14 protein-coding genes are annotated in these 17,543 nt (G+C 64.0%); 3 read left to right on the top strand and 11 right to left on the bottom strand.

Annotation, left to right across the window (positions count from 1 at the left end; all coding sequences use genetic code 11):
• Position 1: 1 nt before the first annotated feature.
• The 3 genes from A5791_RS07020 to A5791_RS07010 form a co-directional block, all read right to left on the bottom strand.
• On the bottom strand, positions 2-1,558 hold the full coding sequence (locus A5791_RS07020) for an LCP family protein (protein WP_067233249.1): 1,557 nt from the start codon (positions 1,556-1,558) through the stop codon (positions 2-4).
• A gap of 429 nt (positions 1,559-1,987) precedes the next feature.
• Positions 1,988-2,959: an SDR family NAD(P)-dependent oxidoreductase gene (locus A5791_RS07015; RefSeq protein WP_067233247.1), complete on the bottom strand. Its 972-nt coding sequence runs from the start codon at positions 2,957-2,959 to the stop codon at positions 1,988-1,990.
• Between the two features lie 39 nt (positions 2,960-2,998).
• A complete protein-coding gene (locus A5791_RS07010) occupies positions 2,999-4,216 on the bottom strand; it encodes a cytochrome P450 (RefSeq protein ID WP_082966792.1) in 1,218 nt (405 codons plus the stop codon).
• 93 nt (positions 4,217-4,309) lie between these two features.
• On the opposite strand from A5791_RS07010, the gene A5791_RS07005 reads away from it, so the two are divergent.
• Entirely contained in the window at positions 4,310-4,936 is a 627-nt protein-coding gene (locus A5791_RS07005) for a TetR/AcrR family transcriptional regulator (RefSeq protein WP_067233241.1), read from the top strand.
• 221 nt (positions 4,937-5,157) lie between these two features.
• Here the strand turns inward: A5791_RS07005 and A5791_RS07000 are convergent, their stop codons facing one another.
• A complete protein-coding gene (locus A5791_RS07000) occupies positions 5,158-5,994 on the bottom strand; it encodes an SDR family NAD(P)-dependent oxidoreductase (RefSeq protein WP_067233238.1) in 837 nt (278 codons plus the stop codon).
• 54 nt (positions 5,995-6,048) lie between these two features.
• Positions 6,049-6,240 carry a hypothetical protein gene (locus tag A5791_RS06995; protein WP_067233236.1) on the bottom strand — a complete coding sequence of 64 codons (192 nt, stop codon included), beginning with the start codon at positions 6,238-6,240 and terminating at the stop codon, positions 6,049-6,051.
• 80 nt (positions 6,241-6,320) lie between these two features.
• On the opposite strand from A5791_RS06995, the gene A5791_RS06990 reads away from it, so the two are divergent.
• Complete coding sequence (locus A5791_RS06990) at positions 6,321-6,560, top strand: TetR-like C-terminal domain-containing protein (protein ID WP_369828023.1); 240 nt, start codon at positions 6,321-6,323, stop codon at positions 6,558-6,560.
• A 13-nt stretch (positions 6,561-6,573) separates the two neighbouring features.
• Here the strand turns inward: A5791_RS06990 and A5791_RS06985 are convergent, their stop codons facing one another.
• The 6 genes from A5791_RS06985 to A5791_RS06960 form a co-directional block, all read right to left on the bottom strand.
• Complete coding sequence (locus A5791_RS06985; RefSeq protein WP_082966790.1) at positions 6,574-9,603, bottom strand: patatin-like protein; 3,030 nt, start codon at positions 9,601-9,603, stop codon at positions 6,574-6,576.
• A gap of 392 nt (positions 9,604-9,995) precedes the next feature.
• Positions 9,996-11,498, bottom strand: coding sequence for an aldehyde dehydrogenase (locus tag A5791_RS06980; protein ID WP_067233233.1), 1,503 nt, complete (start codon positions 11,496-11,498; stop codon positions 9,996-9,998).
• A gap of 280 nt (positions 11,499-11,778) precedes the next feature.
• Positions 11,779-13,170, bottom strand: coding sequence for a DHA2 family efflux MFS transporter permease subunit (locus tag A5791_RS06975; RefSeq protein ID WP_067233231.1), 1,392 nt, complete (start codon positions 13,168-13,170; stop codon positions 11,779-11,781).
• On the bottom strand, positions 13,171-14,166 hold the full coding sequence (locus tag A5791_RS06970; protein WP_067233229.1) for a 4-hyroxy-2-oxovalerate aldolase: 996 nt from the start codon (positions 14,164-14,166) through the stop codon (positions 13,171-13,173). It lies immediately after the preceding gene.
• Positions 14,163-15,806: a thiamine pyrophosphate-binding protein gene (locus tag A5791_RS06965; protein ID WP_255397632.1), complete on the bottom strand. Its 1,644-nt coding sequence runs from the start codon at positions 15,804-15,806 to the stop codon at positions 14,163-14,165. Before A5791_RS06965 ends, A5791_RS06970 begins: the two co-directional genes overlap by 4 nt.
• The gene (locus tag A5791_RS06960) at positions 15,803-16,192 is read right to left on the bottom strand and encodes a cupin domain-containing protein (RefSeq protein WP_067233227.1); all 390 of its coding nucleotides are present in this window, start codon (positions 16,190-16,192) and stop codon (positions 15,803-15,805) included. Before A5791_RS06960 ends, A5791_RS06965 begins: the two co-directional genes overlap by 4 nt.
• A 300-nt stretch (positions 16,193-16,492) precedes the next feature.
• Between A5791_RS06960 and A5791_RS06955 the strand changes: the two genes are divergently transcribed.
• The gene (locus A5791_RS06955; protein WP_197504624.1) at positions 16,493-17,527 is read left to right on the top strand and encodes an NAD(P)-dependent oxidoreductase; all 1,035 of its coding nucleotides are present in this window, start codon (positions 16,493-16,495) and stop codon (positions 17,525-17,527) included.
• Positions 17,528-17,543: the final 16 nt, after the last annotated feature.

Below are 17,543 nucleotides of genomic sequence, written 5' to 3'. Positions count from 1 at the left end.
ACTAGTTGACGCAGGGCACGCCGCCACCGTCGATCGGTTTTCCTCGATCGGGCGTCGGGTAGGTGCTGGTGGTATAGCCGTAAGACCCATAGGTGCTGGTCCGGGTGGTCGTTGTGGTCGTCGTCGTGGTGGTGGTGGTCTCGTCGAGTGCGGGCAGCGAGAAGTTGGTGTCCACGACGACTTGAATGTGTCCTGGCGCGAGGGTGGGATCGGCCTGCTTGGGAGGGTCGATGCCGAGCAGCGTCGCCACATTGCGCGCGTCGGTGTCTGCGCCGGCGCCGTACGTGATCGTGGTGGCCGTCGGCTCGCCAGAATTGCGATCGCGGACCTGGCCCATGGTGTAGCCCTGCTTCTTGAGCGTGCGCGACACCTCGCTGGCCAGGCCGGTCAGGCTGCCGGAGTTGATTACGTCGACGACGGTGGACGGGTCGGGCTTGCTGACCGTGGTCGTGGTGGCGGGTACCGGCGGGGCGGCGCCGATCGCCGCGGCCACCTCCGCCTTGATCGCGGCCGGGTCGACGATGTTGACGTCCTGGCCGTCGATGTTGTCGTAGCGGACCACCGGCAGCGTCCGAAACTCCACGTTGTTGCCCCCTGCCAGGTCGCCCATTCGGCGAAAGAGGTCCTGGTCCCAGCCGCCCGACAGCACGACGTCCTTACGCGCCACCGCCATCAGGCTGTTCAGCCTGTCCAGGTTGGTGAAGGTGCCTGAGTCCTGAAGCTCCCGCATGACCGACGACAGGAACGCCTGCTGCCGGTGGGTTCGGTCCAAATCGCCGTTTTCCAGGCCGTGACGTTGCCGGACGAACGCCAGCGCCTGCGACGCGTTCAACCGTTGCCGTCCGGCGGGAAAATTGGCTCCGGAATAGGAGTCGTAGACGGCGTGGTTCAGACAGACGTCGACGCCGCCCAGCGTCTGGGCCAAATCGTAGAAACCGGCCAGATTGACCTCGGCGAAATAGTCGATCGGAACGCCGGTCAGGCTGCGCACCGCGCGCAGGGTCGCGGCCCGCCCGGCCTCGCGGCCCTTACTCTCGAGTTCCTTGCGGCTGCTGGTGCCCTGGTTGGCGAGCTTCTGTGCAACGTATTGCTTGGTGAGCCCGTAGGCCTCTTTGATCTTGATGTGGTTGTATCCGGGAACTCCGTTGAACGGCACCCAGTCGTCGCGGGGGATCGAGAAGGCGACAACTTTGCCGTCGGCGCCGACGTGCACCAATATCAGCGTGTTGGTGTTGTAGCCGCCGTCGTCGGAATCGCCCGCATGCAGCTGCCGCAGGATCGATGACGGCAGGTCGTTGCCGTCCTGGTCTTTGCGGGAGTCCAGCCCGATCAGCAGGATGTTCATCTGGTTGCCGCTGGACCGCGGATCGTCGGGCCGGAGAGCTTCGGAAATGGTGATGCCACCCAGCGCGCCATGGGCCACCCAATAGCCGGCACCGGTGACCAGCACCGCCACCAATGACACCAGCGTCATGACGCCGCGGGTAACCCCCTTGCGGAATCGCGAGGGCTGACGAACGGCACGATGGCGCTTCAGGTGGGCAGGGCGGCCCATCATAAACCTCGCCCAATTACGCAGCACGCATCACCGATTACCGCATATGCGGTTTGCGGTGATGTCGCTTGTTGCATGACGTCAAGTATGCGGCAGCTTGCTGTGAATGCCGCCATCAAGATTTTCAACCCAACCGGGCCGAGCGGGCGGATTGTGCCTGATCTCACGGCGATTTCTGGCTTCTACCAGCACATTCTTACCTTGTGGTGGCTTCCACGTAAGTGTCCGGATCGGCCGGTCACGAATGCGTCACAGTAGGCCTCCGGCGTACCGCCGGCGACAAGACTGTACGACCGTTTGGCGGTGCCGGCAATGGCTGATCGCGACCAATCAAAATTTGCGGCTACCATTCGGCGAGTTATTAGAAATATGCCGCCGGTGGGACTTGCAACGAAATATGTACGACAATTCACTGGCCCATGCATATCCAAATTATGGCGGCCCCGCCATGATCGTCGCGAAGAGGGCGCTCATTTCGTCGGCTGGTCCGCCGGGCACGGTGTAGTCCGCCTCGTCGCGGATTTCCGTGAAATGGTCGCGGACATCTTCGACGGACAACCCAGGACTGTAGAAACCTTTCGTCCTGGCGATGAAGAAGCGCCCGACGTGTCCGGCGCCGGCGGTGTAGATCTCGCCGGAGACCGGACAATCGCGGTGTGTCAGGAAAGCCACCACCGCCGCGACCCGGGCGGGGTCGAGCCTCTGCAGGTATTGGCTTACCAGCTCGTCCAATACGGCCCGCTCCGATGCGTCGTCGGGCTGACCGGCTCCCTCGATGGAGTGCGTCAACATCCGGGTGTAGGCGATCGGCGCTATCGCATTGACTTTGATGCCGTACTCGGCGCCCTCGGCGGCCAACACGCGGGTCAAGCCGATCAACCCGGTCTTGGCCGCGCCGTAGTTGCTCATGCGTTCGGCGCCAAGGATTCCCGCCGCCGAACAGGTGTTGAGTATCCGGCCGTAGCGCTGCTCGCGCATCACGTTCCAGGCCGGCCTGCTGACATGGAATGCGCCGCGCAGGTGCACATCCAAGACGGGTTCGAGCCGGTCAGCGGTCATGTCCTGGAACGGTGAGTCGCGGACGATGCCCGCGTTGTTGATCACGATGTCCACGCGTCCCCAAGTGCGGAGCGCGGCTTCGATGACCGCCTTTCCACCTTCCGGGCTGGTCACGCTGTGGGTGTCGGCAACGGCGTCACCGCCGAGTTGGCGAATCTCTGCGGCGACGACGCTCGCGGCTTCGACGTTCGAACCATCACCGGAGACTGAGCCGCCGGTGTCGTTGACGACGATGCGCGCACCGCGCGAGGCAAGTAGCAGCGCATACTGTTGCCCCAAGCCGCCGCCGGCGCCGGTGACCACGGCAACCTGCTCGTCGAACCGCAGGTGCTCGCTCGCTGTCACTGAATCTCCAAGGTGGCGTTGACTTTCCGATCCAGAGGTTTACCAGCTGACCGGCAGTTCCTTCATGCCGTAGATGTCGGCTTCCTTGAACCTCAGCTGATCCAGTTCGACGGCCAATTTCAGTCCAGGTAGTCGCCGCGCCAGCGTGGCGAATGCGATCTGCATCTCGACTCGCGCGAGGTTCTGGCCGATGCATTGGTGCACACCGTAGCCGAAACCCAAGTGCCCGCGCGGGTTTCGGTCGGCATCGAACACTTCGGGGTTCTCGACGAATTCGGCGTCCCAGTTTCCGGCGGGCAGATTCATCAAGACCCAGTCCCCGGCTCGGATCAGTTGACCGCCCAGGGTGAGGTCTTCGGTCGCGACCCGGTCGACCTGGCTGTGCACGATGGAGAGGTAGCGCATCAGCTCTTCGACGACGTTGGCGATCACGGTCGCATCGTCGGTCTGGCCGAGCCGCCGGTATACGTCCGGATGTTGCAGCAGCGCAACGGTTCCCAACGAAATCATGTTGGCAGTGGTTTCGTGGCCGGCCTGCATCATGATGACGCTCGTCATCGCTGCGGTTTCATGGTCGAGCTGGCCCGTCGCGATGTATTCGGTAGCCAGACGGCTGATGAGGTCGTCACCGGGTTCGCGCTCTTTGCGCTGCACCAACTCCTGGATATAGGCATACATCGCTCCGAAGGCGGCCGCTCTTTCCTCGTCGGTGGACCTGGTGTCCAATCCGACCGTCGTCTGGTGCTGGAAGAGCTCGAGGTCTTCAGGCGGTACGCCCAAAAGCAGCGCGATCACCATGGACGGCACCGGCAAGCCAAAGTGCCGCACCAGGTCGGCGGGCGGTCCGATGGCGATCATCTCGTCGAGATAGTGGTCGACCAATTCCTGAATCTGCGGCCGCATCCCCTCGGCACGCCGGAAGGTGAAGCTGCCGGTCACCATGCGCCGCAACCGATGATGCTCGGGGTCGTCGACGCGTGCGAACATCACCGGCGCGCGCTCGCCCGACCCCGACGGCTTGATGGCGGCAGGGATCGTGTCCGCGGACAGGCGCGGATCCACCAGCGCAGCTCGGATGTCCTGGTAGCGGCTCACCATCCAGGTCGCCTTGCCGTGGTACATCACGCGCCGAAGCCCCGCCTCGTGTCGCCAATCCGCGAATTCGGCGGGGGGTTTCAGTGGGCACTGCGCATCACGCGGGACTGGTATGACGGGCAGCTCCGGCGGTGCAGCGGAAGTCTCGGAAGTTGTTGTCATCAGCGCTGTTTCCGGTTAAGTGGCAGATAGCTGTCAATTAGTCGAGCGTAGAACCCGCCTGACGGCCCGTCAACCGTCAGTTAGCCTGGCACGGTGTCCGCCGTTGCCGACCGCCCGTTGCGCGCCGATGCTGCGCGCAATGCGCAGCGGATTTTGCGCGCGGCGCGCGCTGTCTACGCGGAGTCGGGCGCGGAGGCATCGGTAGAGGCCGTCGCCCGCCGCGCCGGTGTCGCGGAACGAACGTTGTACCGCCGGTTTCCCACCAAGGGCGACCTCGTCCGCGCTGCCCTGGATCAGAGCATCGCCGAGGATCTCACCCCGGCGATCGAGGATGCGCTGCGCAATGCAGACCCATTGCACGGTCTGGCCCAGTTGATCGAAGCCGCAATATCGCTCGGCGCCCGCGAGCACAACTTGCTGACCGCCGCGTACCGGTCCGGTTCGCTGACCCCCGACATCTCGACATCGCTGGACGATGCACTGGACGAGCTTGCCCGCCGAGCCCAGCAAGCCGGTTCGGTCCGTGCCGACCTGGTCGGCGACGACTTGCCACGTCTCATCGCGATGCTTCATAGCGTGCTCTGGACCATGGATCTGGGCAGCGAAGGGTGGCGACGCTACGTGGCCCTTATCATCGACGCGATCGCGACCGGCGAACGACGCCCACTGCCCCCGGCCGCCGCCTTTCGCTATGCGCCCGAGGGCGGCTGGCCCATGTGAGGGGGGCTTCGTCGCGGCTCTGCACCGATTTCGTCGTTCAGCTCACTTTTCGGATGCGGCGCTGACGTCGGTGACGAGGCGCTCAGCCAGTTTCTTCCGAGGACTGTGGGTTCTGTCCGGTGTAGGGGTTCCCGTCGACGACGACGTAGGGCCGCAGGGCAAGCAGTGCCTTGGAATACTCGACGCCGGCCTCTTTCAATTTGTCCTCACGCTGAATCGCTTTAGTCGAGTCCGACGAGATCGGCGGAGATTGTCCATAATTCGTCGATAAGCTCTGGATCGTGGGCTTGCCGGGCCTCGGGGCCTCGGGCGCGGTGGCGGTGGAAGTAGACGCCGTTGACAGCGGGGTCGGCGCCGCGTTCAGCCAGCGCGATCAGCGGCGCGGCTCCCTGCTCGGGGGTGATCGTTCCGAGGTGGCGCAGCGGGGTGCGATACAGCAGCCCGACGAAGCGTGAGTCTCTACCGAAGCTCGACGCGGCGGGGCCGGGATGTACTGCGGCCGAGACGATTCCGTCGTCGGACCACCGTTTGGCGATGCCGCGGGTGAATAGAATGTTCATGAGTTTGCTGGATGCGTATGCACGCGTCTCGAACGCATGGCGCCGGTGATAGTCAAGGTCGCCAAGGTCGATCCGGCCAAAGAGATTGGCGACGCTCGAGGTGTTCAGCACGAATGCGCTATCGGCCGCGGCGAGCCGGTCGTGCAGCAGGTTGGTGAGCAGGAACGGCGCCAGGTGGTTGATCTGGAAGTTGGGTTCGTGGCCGTCGGGCGTCCGTAGCTTCGGTGCGAATGTGCCGCCCGCGTTGTTCATCAGAACGTCGATCTTGCCGGCATGCTCGCGGATCTGTTCGGCGAGTGCGCGGACGTCGTCGAGGCGTGCGAAGTCGGCGGTCAGTGCAGTGGCCCCGGTGTCGGCGGCAACCGCGGCGAGTTTTTGGGCGGACCGGCCGACGACAACGAGGTCGACTGAGGGGCCCGCCAGGGCTCGTGCGGCTACGGCACCGATGCCGTCACTCGCACCGGTGATCACAATCGTTCGTGGTGAGCTAGTGGACATCTGTATCTCCGCTGATCGTGTTGTCTTCGAATTCTGCCGGGTGCTCTGGTGAACTTAGCGCTTATCCGGCGACGCCGACTTCGGGTGCGTTGACGCCTTTGCCTCTTTCGACGTGAGCCATCGTGAGTCGCTGCGCAGGGCGCGACGCTGCACACGCTGGTCGGTGATCAGCGCAAATGCCGGGCTGACACCGAGTCGCAGCTGGATTGGCATGAACAACTCAGCCGGTGCTGGACCTTTCGACATGAGAACTTCCCTTCTGGACGTTAGCAACGCTAACTCGGCGCGCTGCTAACAGTAGGAACTAAACGTAAGCACTGGCCGTAGTGCGCGCCTCGCCGCGTACGGCCGACGACCTCGCCGAAATCGCAGTCGCTTATGTCCAGTTCGCCCTGGACCGGCCGGGGCTCTTTCGAGTGATGTTCGCCGAGCCGTGCGATCCGACCAACCCCGAAGGGGTAGCGGCGGTGGCAGCGATCACCGACTACGTGAAAGCGATTTCACAGCAAGGCTTCCCGACGGCAGAAGCGGAGCCGATGGCAACGGCGTTGTGCGCGCCGTCGTGAGCTTGGCGCACAGTCACTTTCGGCGTGGATTGGCGACCGCAGTCAAACCGAGAGCCAGCGCGATCGCGCCGACGACGATCAGCGGATGCCACCACTGGGTGCCGAGCCAGTAAACGTGCGTGCCGACCAGGCCGGGATGATCCTTGTCCGCGCCGAACAGCCAGGTGCGTACCGAGTACGTTGTGAGCGCCAATACCGCACCGGCAAGCGTGAAGCACAACAATGCGAAAAGCGTTCTGCTGGAACGCTGCCAGGTCCCCAAGACGATCAGGTAGCCGCCAACCCCGGCGACGATCAACCCGACTGCCCCAACCTGTCCTGAGGATTGAATCGCGGCCGCGATGCCCAGAATCAGCAGCACCGCGCCGGCAACGATCGTCGCCTTGGCCACACCTTTGGTCAACGACACCACCCGATATCCGGCGAGTGTCAGGGTTCGCAGAGTGATCAGCGCGGGCCTCAGCACACCGGGGAGCTGTCGGATGGAGCCGGCCGCCGCCGATGCTGTTGCGGCGGCTTTGGTGACGGTTCGCGCCATCAACGGCGAGCCCTTGTCGGTCGCAAATGTCTCACTCGCAACAGGATTGGAATTCAACAGTCTGTACTTCGCAGCTCCCTCGGGCGTGGCCAGGACTTGCTCAGCCCAGCTTCGGGATTTTGTCGGGCTCCAGTCGGGCCGCTTTCCCGGCTGCGGGTCGGCGACCGCCTTGGCCAGTCCGTCGAGCTCGTCGTCGAGGATACGTCGCTGCCAGGCCTGTGCCAGCCACAGCGCGGTCAGCGGGATACTGGGCGGCAATGGATTCCCCGGAACATCCAGGAATTGCAGCTCCTTCAGCAGCGTCGCTTCAGTCAGACTGCCCGAGTCCGGAAAGTCAAGGTTCCCAAGTGCTTTGAGCTTGCTGAGAAACCAACGCGCTGCGGGTTGCGTCTCGGCGGTGTTCTGGTATTCGGCGGCACGCGCCTGTGCGATCCAATGCAACCGGCGTGGGTCGAGCACCATGTGGACCAGCCAGCCTGCCCCGTCGAGGCGACCCCACATCCAGTCGTTGGCCCGCCACGACCGTTTGTAGAAGGCGCCGAAATGGTGAAACTGCATGCCGGTGAGCTTGTCCCGTGCCGTCTTCCAGTCCGGTGCGAGCAGGCTGCGTGTATCCGCACTCACCTGGACGAGCTCCAGGGACTGCTCGACGTCCGCCTCGGCCGGAAGCATCGCCCGCTGGGTAGTGGCGAGGTCGAACAGCTTTCGCGCCACGTCCTGCGGGTCGCGGAGCGGCGCAAGGTATTTCAGGTACGTCAGCAGCGGACCGGGTTCCCTGCCGGCCAGTGTTGTCATCGTCGCGCCGGAGGTGACCAAGGCTGCGCCGAGCCCGTCCCAGGCGTCTTCTGGCACCTGGCGCTCGTCGAGATAGCGCTCAGCGAGCGTGTTGGCTGCATTCTCGAGCGACCCGTTCCGCACCTGGTCCTCGGTGCATATCTGGTGGACCAGCGCGGCGAGATCGAGCGGCGCGGGCGGCGCGCATGCCGCGTGAATATCTTCGGTGAGTTTGGCCAGCGCGCTCATGTGTTCACCGGACGTGGCGAGTTGGTATGCCGCCCGCGCGACGGCGATGGCACATGCTTTCGCGAGGTCGTACGCCGGTTGGCCGTATCGAGCAAGGTGGGCCGTAGTCTCCGGAATTGATTGCGGCCAGTGCTGCCGGATGGAGTCGGTGATCCGTCGACGACACACCCGCTCGGCGTCACCCCCGATCGCCAACTCGGATTGCCAGTGTTTTGGAATGCCTTCGCTCGTCCCGTCCGAGGTCGGCAGCCACGTGCTCAGCTGGCGCAACAACGCCGTGGTGAGGGCTTGAGCGTGCCTGGCGGCCTCCCGCTTCCGGTAGTCCGCCAGCAGCGACGCGTTCAGCAGCCGAGATCCCGCCGTCGCACCCAGCTCTGCGAGGTGCAGTTTGGTGTCAGTCCGCGCTTCCATCCGGTCCTGATGGGCCCGGATCGCGCGCAGGTCCGCAGCGATCGACTGCGTCGTGACCGCGGCCAGGTCCTTGAGCACCCCGCCGACCAGCCCGAGTGGCTCGTTGACGTCGTCCTGCGGAGCCTGCTGCTTCACGTCCGGAGCGGGTCCGGCCGACGGCACGACGAACAGCAGCACCCGTCGAACAGCCCGTCGGGCTCGACGGTCGAAGATGCGCTGGAGCAGCACGTCGATGGGTTGGTTGTCGAGCAGGCCGCCGTCGGCGGCCCAATGTGGGCGAGTGATGTTGGCGTAGGGCGCCATCGGTGGTCGAGCCGGTACGGCTCCTTTCTTGGGGGTGCCGTTCGTGAATGGGAGGAATGAAGGCTCGAAAGCCAGCGGGAACGACGCCGAGCTACGTGCCGCCAAAGCCAGGGCGGCTGAATTGTCATCGTTGGCGAGGTCGGCTTCGGTGAAGGTGAGTATCCCCCGCCGGTCCACATCCTGAACGAGCGTGCCGTAGGAGTCGGTGAACCTGCTCGTCTCGCCGGTCAGCAGCGTCGTGGTGACGTACAGAGTGGTGGAGGGCAATGCATCCGCCAGGGGTGGGAACGGTCCAGTCGCGAGTTGTGGAATCTGCTGCGCCAGTGCGGCATACATGCGCTCGTCGCCGTACAAGAGGGAGGGTGTGTTCTTGTCTGTAGGGTCGCGCAAGAGGTCGGTCAGAGCGCCGAGGTCGAGCCAAAGCTCGCGCAGGCCACCGAGATCGGAACCCGTGGCTCGTGACGAAGCGAGCAGAGCCGCGCCGATGCCGCCGGCACTCGTCCCCGACAAGACGTCGACGTCCACGACGGTGTCGAGCAGGTCGATGAGTTCGGTGTAGAGCCGCAGCGACTCGGCCGATGCCGCGGGGAGCTGGCTGTCGGCAGGGAAAGGTCCGCGCCGCCTGCGCCATTGGGACGCCTGCGCCAGCAAGTTGATCTCGCGGGCAACTCCAGCCATCCAGATGGCCAGGCTGACGCCACCCGTCATGGTCGTAGCCAGCCGGAGCTCCTGCGTCAACTCCGTCACCGGTTGCGGCTCGAACGGCATTGCGCCCCCTCGATGTAACGGGGTCCGCCGCGCGGGGGTGGGCCCTTGGCCTAGATTGCCACGATCCCGGCAAGGTGCACGGTGAAACGCCGTAGTGCACTAGGCACAATCCGCCCGCGGTTGTGACGGCGGACAGAGGTCGCTCATTTCATTGTGAACCTACGGCTCTGGGTGTGAACCCACGGCTTTGGGTGTGCAGGTAGGGCGAGAATCGTCGCGAATCTACGCCCAGGTTGCACGCGCAACGCCCAGGTTGCACACGCAAAGCCCAGGATTCACAGGGAAAAGCCCGATACCACGAATGTCGCCGCGGGCTCCTTGATGAGGCAACAGGGAATAACGTCGTGCCCGTTCTTGCACGACCAGCGATTTCGGACAGTCGGGGCGCTACGTCACTGCTGGTAGCGCGGTGGTGCTTCGTCGAGCAGAACGGTCTTCGTTTCCAGGTAGGGCAACAAACCTTCGCGGCCGCCCTCGCGTCCGATGCCCGATTGCTTGAATCCGCCGAACGCTGTCCCCATGTCCATCCGAAAGTTGTTGTGCCCCACGGTTCCTGAGCGCAGTTCAGCTGCAACCTCGCGGGCCCGGGCGGTGTCCGGGGTGAACACCGCTGCGTTGAGGCCGTAGATGGTGTCGTTGGCGATGTCGATCGCCTGGCTGTCATCGTCGGCCGGTATCACGCTGAGCACCGGGCCGAATATCTCCTCCTGCGCGATGACTTGCTTGTTGTCGACATTCGCGAACACGGTGGGCTCGATGTAGTAGCCGCGCTTCAGATGCTTCGGCCGGCCGCCGCCGGTGACCAGGGTCGCTCCTTCCTCGATGCCCTTGGCAATGTAGCCCTCGACCCGGTCCCGCTGACGTTCCATTGCCAGCGGGCCCATTTGGGTGGCCGCATCGAATGGGTCGCCCACCTGCACCGCCGAGAAGGCGGCGGCCAGCGCGTCGGCGAATTCGTCGTGGCGGCTGCGGGGCACCACAATCCTGGTCAGCGATGCGCAGACCTGGCCCGACATCAGGCACTCCGCGCCTGCGAGCGTCGCTGCTGCAGTCTCGATGTCAGCGTCGTCGAGGATCACGGCCGCCGACTTGCCACCGAGTTCCAGGGTGCATCTTGCGACCCGCTCGCCGCAGATCGATCCGATTTTGCGGCCCGCCGCGGTGGATCCGGTGAAAGCGATCTTGTCGACCCGGTGATCGCGAACCAGCAACTCGGAAACTTCGCGGTCGGCGGTCACGACATTCAGCACACCGGGCGGCAGGCCGATGTCCTCGGCGATTTCGGCCATCAGGTAACCCGCGCCGGGCGCTTCGGGCGAGACCTTGATGATCAGGGTGCATCCGGCCAACAGTGCGGGAGCGGCTTTGTTGACGATGAGTGTCAGGGGCGCATTCCACGGAACGATCGCACCGACGACGCCCACCGGCTCGCGGACGAGCAGACCGAATCCGCCGCGCGCCAATCCCGTTGCGGCCGGCTGGAATGGCTCCTCGAAGGGATAGTCGTCGGCCAGGTCGGCGTAGAACTTGAAGACGCGGGCATCGCCGACGGCGGAGTACTTCGCCATCGAGAAGAGGGTGCCGGATTCGCGCGGCCACATCTGGCCGTAGTCGGCTGTTCGCGCTTCGAGTTGTGCGGCGATAGAGCGCAGGTACCCGGCGCGCTCCGCGTGCGTCATGCGCGGCCACGGCCCGCGATCGAAGGCGTGCTTGGCGGCCGCGATGGCCGCGTCCATATCGGCGGCCTGAGCCTCGGGAACCCGGAAGTACAGTTCCTCGGTACTCGAGTCGAAGACGCGGATCGCCGTGTCCGAACTCGGCTTCACCCACTCGCCGTTGATGAAGAAACGGTCCGTGTGGCGTAGCGGTACCTGATGATCGGTGGCCAACGTCATTGTTTCGCCTCCTGCGGCATGCCTTATTGCGCTGACTATAGGCCGTCGTGAGGAGGAATGATATCCGGGTTGTCGGCCGGTTGGAGCCCCTCGACGTCGCGGCCGACCAGAACACACGGTCGCAGTCATGCACGGCGACGCTCAGCGGATCGACGACTTCCTCGGGCGCGTTGCTCTCGAATGAGATGATCACGTACGAATACGTCCGGCTGAATTGACCACGGCGATGCACGACGGCAGCAACGCCCGAGTTGCGATCAGACGCCGATAGCGACTACTGCTACGCGCGGGCGGGCAGCAATGACGCGGGGATGGCGGTGGCGAGCAGCACGATGATGACGATCGCAAAGACCCCGGCGTAGGCGTGTGGCAGATCGTTGCCATGCAACCGGCTAGTCAGGATGACCGACATCACGGCGGCGCCGACGGAGGCGGCTGTGTTGTGATTGACATTGAATAGTGTTGAGCCGTGGGCGACTTCGTCTGGATTGAGCGTGTGTACAGCCGCCCAGGAGACTGGAGTCATCAAGCAGCCGCTGCCGACTCCGAACAACACGAGTGCGCTCGAAAGCACTGTGATGTCCACGTGGTGCCGCGTTATGCCGTAGACAAACATGCTCATGCCTACGCTCATGAACGCCGTGCCGAACAACACTATGCGGCGGGGCCCTTTTCGTTCCAGCATCGCTCCAACGATCGGGATTACCGCGGCAGCACCCAATGTTTGTGGTAGGAGTAACAAGCCAGACTCGAGCGGCGTCTTTGCGAGTACCTGTTGGAAGTATCCGGGAAGCAACAGAAGACTGCCGAAGAATGCCACGACGAATAGGAATCTTGTCGCGTTGGCGGCCGCGACAGCGCGGTTTTTGAGGAGACGAAGGTCGATCAAAGCACGATTGGTTCGGCGCGCGGAATGAATTATGAACGCGCAGAGGAGAATCAAACCGACGGTTGCCGGTCGCCAGACCGAGGGTTCAGCCGGTGTGCCGTGCTCCGGCAACAGTGACACACCATAAAGAAACAGCACCAGCCCTGGGGAGAGCATCAACATGCCGACCACATCCAACGGCTCCGCGGATGACGGAACATCTTCGGGCAGCGAAAACTTCGCCAACTCAAAGGTGAGCAATCCGACTGGGATGTTGATCAGGAAAATCCACTGCCAACCGAAGGCGCCGATCAACCAGCCGCCCAGAATGGGACCACAGATCGGAGCGATCAATACCGGAACCATGCTTATTGTGAGTACCCGGCACAACCGTTCGGGCCCGGCCGCGCGGGTCAGGACGACAAGCTGCAGCGGCATGAGCATGCCGCCGCCGAGGCCCTGTACAGCCCGAAATGCCACCAGCAGAGCAACATTCGGCGCCAACGCGCACAGCACCGATCCCAAGGTGAACAGCAGCAGGGAGGCCAGGACGAGCCGCTTTGTCCCCAGCCGGTCGGCCGCCCAACCGGTCAGCGGGATCACCGCGGCCAACGACAGGGTGTAGCCGGTCAGCGTCCACGCGACGACGGCCTGCGTCGACGAGAACTCGTCGACGAACGTTCGCTGCGCCACGTTGACGACTGTGGTGTCCAGGGTGACCATCGTCAGGAGCAACATGCCCGTGACGGTGGTCATCACCAGCTTGGAGTCCAGCCGGCGTTGCGCTACCGCGAGATCAGGCATTCACGCTCGCATCCCGGCGATCACCTGATCGATGTCATCTGCTGACAGCCACGGACCATCAATGCTTTTCGAGATCTCCCGGATGACTCGTGACACCGAAAGGCCGGCGTTTTCCGCCGACGTACGCAAATGGGCGACCTGCGTCGAATCCAGCCCATGCAAGCCGAAACTGACCTCCCACGGGTCGATGCCGTAGCTTTCCCGGGTCCTTCCCAGCATCCTCGAGCGTGCCGCGTCGAGAATCCGATCTAGATCGATGCTCGGCAGATGCCCGCGTCGCTGAAGTGCCGCGATCAGGCATTCGGTCTGGCAGTTGCCTGCGCCCCGGCCGAAGGCCATCAGGGTTCCGTCCAGGAAGTCGGCGCCTGCGTCGAATGCCTCGAGCGTATTCGCGACCGCCATGCCGAGATTGTTGTGCCCGTGGTAGCCAACGGTGACATCGCTTGCGGCGCGGATGGTCTCGACGTATCGCCGCACGTCCTCCGGTAGAAATGTTCCGGTGGTATCCACCACGTAGACGATTCCGACGCCGGCGTCGTACGCCTGCCCGGCAACCTTCGCCAGCACATCCGGGTCGAAGAGATGCGACTTGACCAGCTGAATCGAAACCTCGAGACCCTTCGCCCGGGCACGCTCGACGAATGGCGTCACGTTGTCGAATTCGTCGGCGAGTACGCACATACGGAGGAAATCGAGATGATCACCGGCCAAGTCGACGGTCTCGATCGGCGCCAGGGCCGGCACGATCACGGCGCCGAGTTTGGCGTTACGAACCACCGAGCGGCCGATGCGGAGGTATTCCTCGTCGGTCTGAGCTGCCCGACCTTGCGCGGCGTTGGCGCCGATGGTGACGCCATGCCCGATTTCGATGTAGGGAATGCCCGCCACGTCGAGGTCCACGATGATGTTGCGCAGGTCCTCGCCGGTGTACTGGAAGTTCACGGCATAACTGCCGTCACGGATGGTCGTGTCTAGGATTACTGGCTGTCGTTTCATTTTCCTACTCCTATGTCAGGTTGGTTGATTTCCGGATCGATCGCGATATCGAGCACACAGGGGCCCGTCGCAACCAACGCTTTTTCCAGTCCGGCGCGCAGGTCGGCACGGCTGGCGACTCGAATTCCTTCCGCTCCGAGCGCAGAAGCCATGGTTGCCAAGTCGGTGGCGCCGATCGTGGCCACCGGTGACGGGTCCATCCGTCCGCGGACGGGGCCGGTGGTGGCACTGAGTTGCCCGTCGTTCAAGATGACCCATGTCACCGCAAGTCCTTGGGCGACCGCGGTGGAAACCTCGGTGCCATGCATCAAGAAAGCCCCGTCACCGGCGATGCAGACTATCCGATCATCAGGCCGGGCAAGGGCAATGCCGATCGCCCCGGCAATGCCGCATCCCATGGGCGAGAAGTCGATGGTGGCGAAGAACCCGCCCGGCCTTCGCACCGGAATTCCTTGGAACGCCCAGAAGATGCAGGTTCCGACGTCGGTGCAAATGGTCGCATTAGGTGGCAGCAACACGTCCATTTCCCGCATGACCTCGAGCGGATGAATGACGTCCTCGCGGGCTTGCGGTGTCGCGGGCGATGCCGGTTGCGGCAGAGCGGTATTGCGTGGCCGCTGCGGTGCCCGGGCTGAATTCAGAGATTGCGCGAAGGCACGGCTGGTCATGGTGATGCCGAGGGAGGTCGCGACGAATCGGCCGAATGCCGTTGGGTCGGGATCGACGTGGACCACTTCGGCTTTCAGGTTGGCCCAACGAGGTGAGAACGAGCGGGTGACCAGCCCGTCAAACGACACGCCGACCGCGATCATGAGATCGCACGGCGTTTCGAACACGTATTGTTCGGCTCTGCCGTCACCGAACAAGCCGAGCACGCCCAGCGACAGTGGATGCGTTTCGGCGATGACCCCCCGGCCATTGGGGGTGGTGGCGAAGGGCAGCTCGGCCTTCTCGCAGAAGGCGATGATCTCCTCGTGGACGCCGTCCATCCGGCATCCGTTGCCCAGCAGCAGCATTGGGGAGTGGGATCGTTCCAGCATGGCGATCACTTCGTGGGTTGTCTCAGCACCGCGCGCCGCCAGGATTTTGGGGACCGCGGTAGGCGTCGCAAGCTGATGCTCCGGCAGTACTTCATCGATCAGATCGCGCGGCAGCGAGATGTGCACGGGTCCGTGCGGTGCGCTCTGCAAGGTGCGGAACGCCCGGTCGATCTTGCTCCGCGCGTTTGCGACAGATTCGATCGACACCGAAACACGGCACAGGCGCTGGAAAACTGACGGCAAGCCAATCCCGTCTGCGCTCGTGTCCTGCTGCGAATGCAAGCCGAATTCCGGTACTGACACCTCGCCGGTCAGGACAAGCATCGGGACATGGTTCACCGACGCATTCGCCACGGCGGTAATGACATTTGTCGCCCCAGGACCTGCCGCGAAGACTGCCGCCGGCCTGCCGGACGCCCGGGCAAAGCCGTCGGCGAGGTAGCCGGCACCGCCCTCGTGCCGTGCCAGGACAATCCGAAAACCGGGGTCGCGGGAGATACGCACCAGCAGCGAATCAAGCCGGGAAGTCGGCAGCCCGCTAACGACCGAGATTCCCGCCTCGCGCATCCTGTTGACCAGGTGGTCGCCGACCGTAGTCACGGTCGGGCTTTCGATAAAGTGACTACTTCGGCCGGCCGGTCGGATTCCGGAAGGTAGGCCGGGCCGCACGCACACAAGAATGCCAACGGAATTGGGCCCAGATTCTGGATTCTCTGCGGCGTGCCGGCCGGTATCCAGACGCTGTCGCCGGCCACCACCTCTTGGGATTCGTCGGCCACCCAAACGAGACCGCGGCCCGAGAGAATGAAGTAGATCTCGTCGGTGTGTTCGAGTCGATGCCAGATCGTCTCCGCGCCGGGCGCGACGGTCGCGTGGGCCAGGCTGACCGACCCTATGCCACTGTTGGTCCGGTCCACCAGAAGACGGATCTCAGACAAGTCGGCCGCGAGGAACGGCAGCGCTGCGCTGACGTTGGTTACGAACATGGTGGCGTCGCCCTCCTTTCCGGTGTGGTCTGCGTCATGGGGTTTGGAGAAGGGTGGGCGCGCGCGCTTGGCGGATCCTTGGCGAATTCTTGTGCGCAGTTGGGGACCATGCGCCACACGCGGAATACGTTTGGCCGTTTCGAGAATCCCTCAAGAATCTGGGGAGGAGGCGTGCAGATCCTCGACCCAGCAACTGATACGGCAGAAGGGCACAACATGCTCACCAGAAGAATTCACGCTGGCGTGCGACCTCCGCAGCTGTCCCGGCTGGCAGGCACTCCGAAAACGGCCGGCTCGGCGCTGCGACGAATTCGCGCGCTGGTCACCGGCAGCTCCGGTCACCTCGGGGAGGCGTTGGTGCGAGCCCTGCGTGCGCACGGCGCTGAGGTGGCCGGCCTGGACTTCCGGCCTTCCCCATACACGGATGTGATTGGTTCCGTTAATGATCCAGACTTGATGCGCGAGGTGATGGTCGGTGTGGAGTGGGTGTTCCACACTGCTGCCCTGCACAAGCCGCAACTGGCCTTCCTGCCGGGCAGGGTGTTCGTGGAAACCAATATCAGTGGTACTCATACCGTATTGGACGCCGCCGTCGCTGCGAAGGTCCGCGCCTTCGTAATGACTTCCTCGACAACGGTTTACGGGGACGCACTAATTCCGCCGCCGGGACGTCCCGCGGCATGGATCGACGAGTCCGTCACCCCGGTACCCAAGAACATCTACGGGGTAACCAAGGTCGGGGCAGAAGACCTCTGCCAGTTGGCGCATCGCAACGAGGGCCTGTCGTGTGTCGTCCTGCGCGCCTCGCGTTTCTTCGCCGAGGGCGATGACATGCCCCACCAATACGACGGGCGTAGCGATGACAACGTCAAGGCGAACGAATACGCGTATCGCAGGGTCGCGCTCGAAGATGTCGTCGACGCGCACCTGAAAGCGGCGGAGCGCGCGCCCCGCCTCGGGTTTGGGCGCTACGTTGTTTCGGCCACCACGCCGTTCACTCGCGAGGACCTGGCCCTCCTGCGCACCGACGCCGCAACGCTGTTCGCGGCCCGCGCACCCCACGCAGCCGCCGTGTGGGAGGAGCGGGGGTGGCGATTTCCCGATCGCCTGGACCGCGTTTACGTGAATACGCGGGCTCGGCGGGCCCTGGGCTGGCGTCCGCGGTTCGACTTGGACGCCATTGCCGCCAGAGTCGCCGGCGGGCAGCAGGTTCGGACGCCCCTGTCACAGTTGGTCGGCGCCAAAGAATACGTCGGCAGTTCGTATCACCTCGGCGTGTTTCATCCGGGCGACGAAGTTCGGCTCCGGGAACCTCTTGCCTTGTCGCCGAGGTAGGTCTTCGCCCGCTCTC

The sequence above is a fragment of the Mycobacterium sp. 852002-51163_SCH5372311 genome, assembly GCF_001667115.1.
Taxonomy (GTDB): domain Bacteria; phylum Actinomycetota; class Actinomycetes; order Mycobacteriales; family Mycobacteriaceae; genus Mycobacterium.
This window is presented reverse-complemented; position numbering and strand designations above follow the sequence as displayed.

Bases quoted from the DNA above. Each gene is read 5' to 3' on its own strand.
- A5791_RS07020 (WP_067233249.1), bottom strand. From the start codon at position 1,558: ATGATGGGCCGCCCTGCCCACCTGAAGCGCCATCGTGCCGTTCGTCAG.
- A5791_RS07010 (WP_082966792.1), bottom strand. From the start codon at position 4,216: ATGACAACAACTTCCGAGACTTCCGCTGCACCGCCGGAGCTGCCCGTC.
- A5791_RS07000 (WP_067233238.1), bottom strand. From the start codon at position 5,994: ATGTCCACTAGCTCACCACGAACGATTGTGATCACCGGTGCGAGTGAC.
- A5791_RS06995 (WP_067233236.1), bottom strand. From the start codon at position 6,240: ATGTCGAAAGGTCCAGCACCGGCTGAGTTGTTCATGCCAATCCAGCTG.
- A5791_RS06985 (WP_082966790.1), bottom strand. From the start codon at position 9,603: ATGCCGTTCGAGCCGCAACCGGTGACGGAGTTGACGCAGGAGCTCCGG.
- A5791_RS06980 (WP_067233233.1), bottom strand. From the start codon at position 11,498: ATGACGTTGGCCACCGATCATCAGGTACCGCTACGCCACACGGACCGT.
- A5791_RS06975 (WP_067233231.1), bottom strand. From the start codon at position 13,170: ATGCCTGATCTCGCGGTAGCGCAACGCCGGCTGGACTCCAAGCTGGTG.
- A5791_RS06970 (WP_067233229.1), bottom strand. From the start codon at position 14,166: ATGAAACGACAGCCAGTAATCCTAGACACGACCATCCGTGACGGCAGT.
- A5791_RS06960 (WP_067233227.1), bottom strand. From the start codon at position 16,192: ATGTTCGTAACCAACGTCAGCGCAGCGCTGCCGTTCCTCGCGGCCGAC.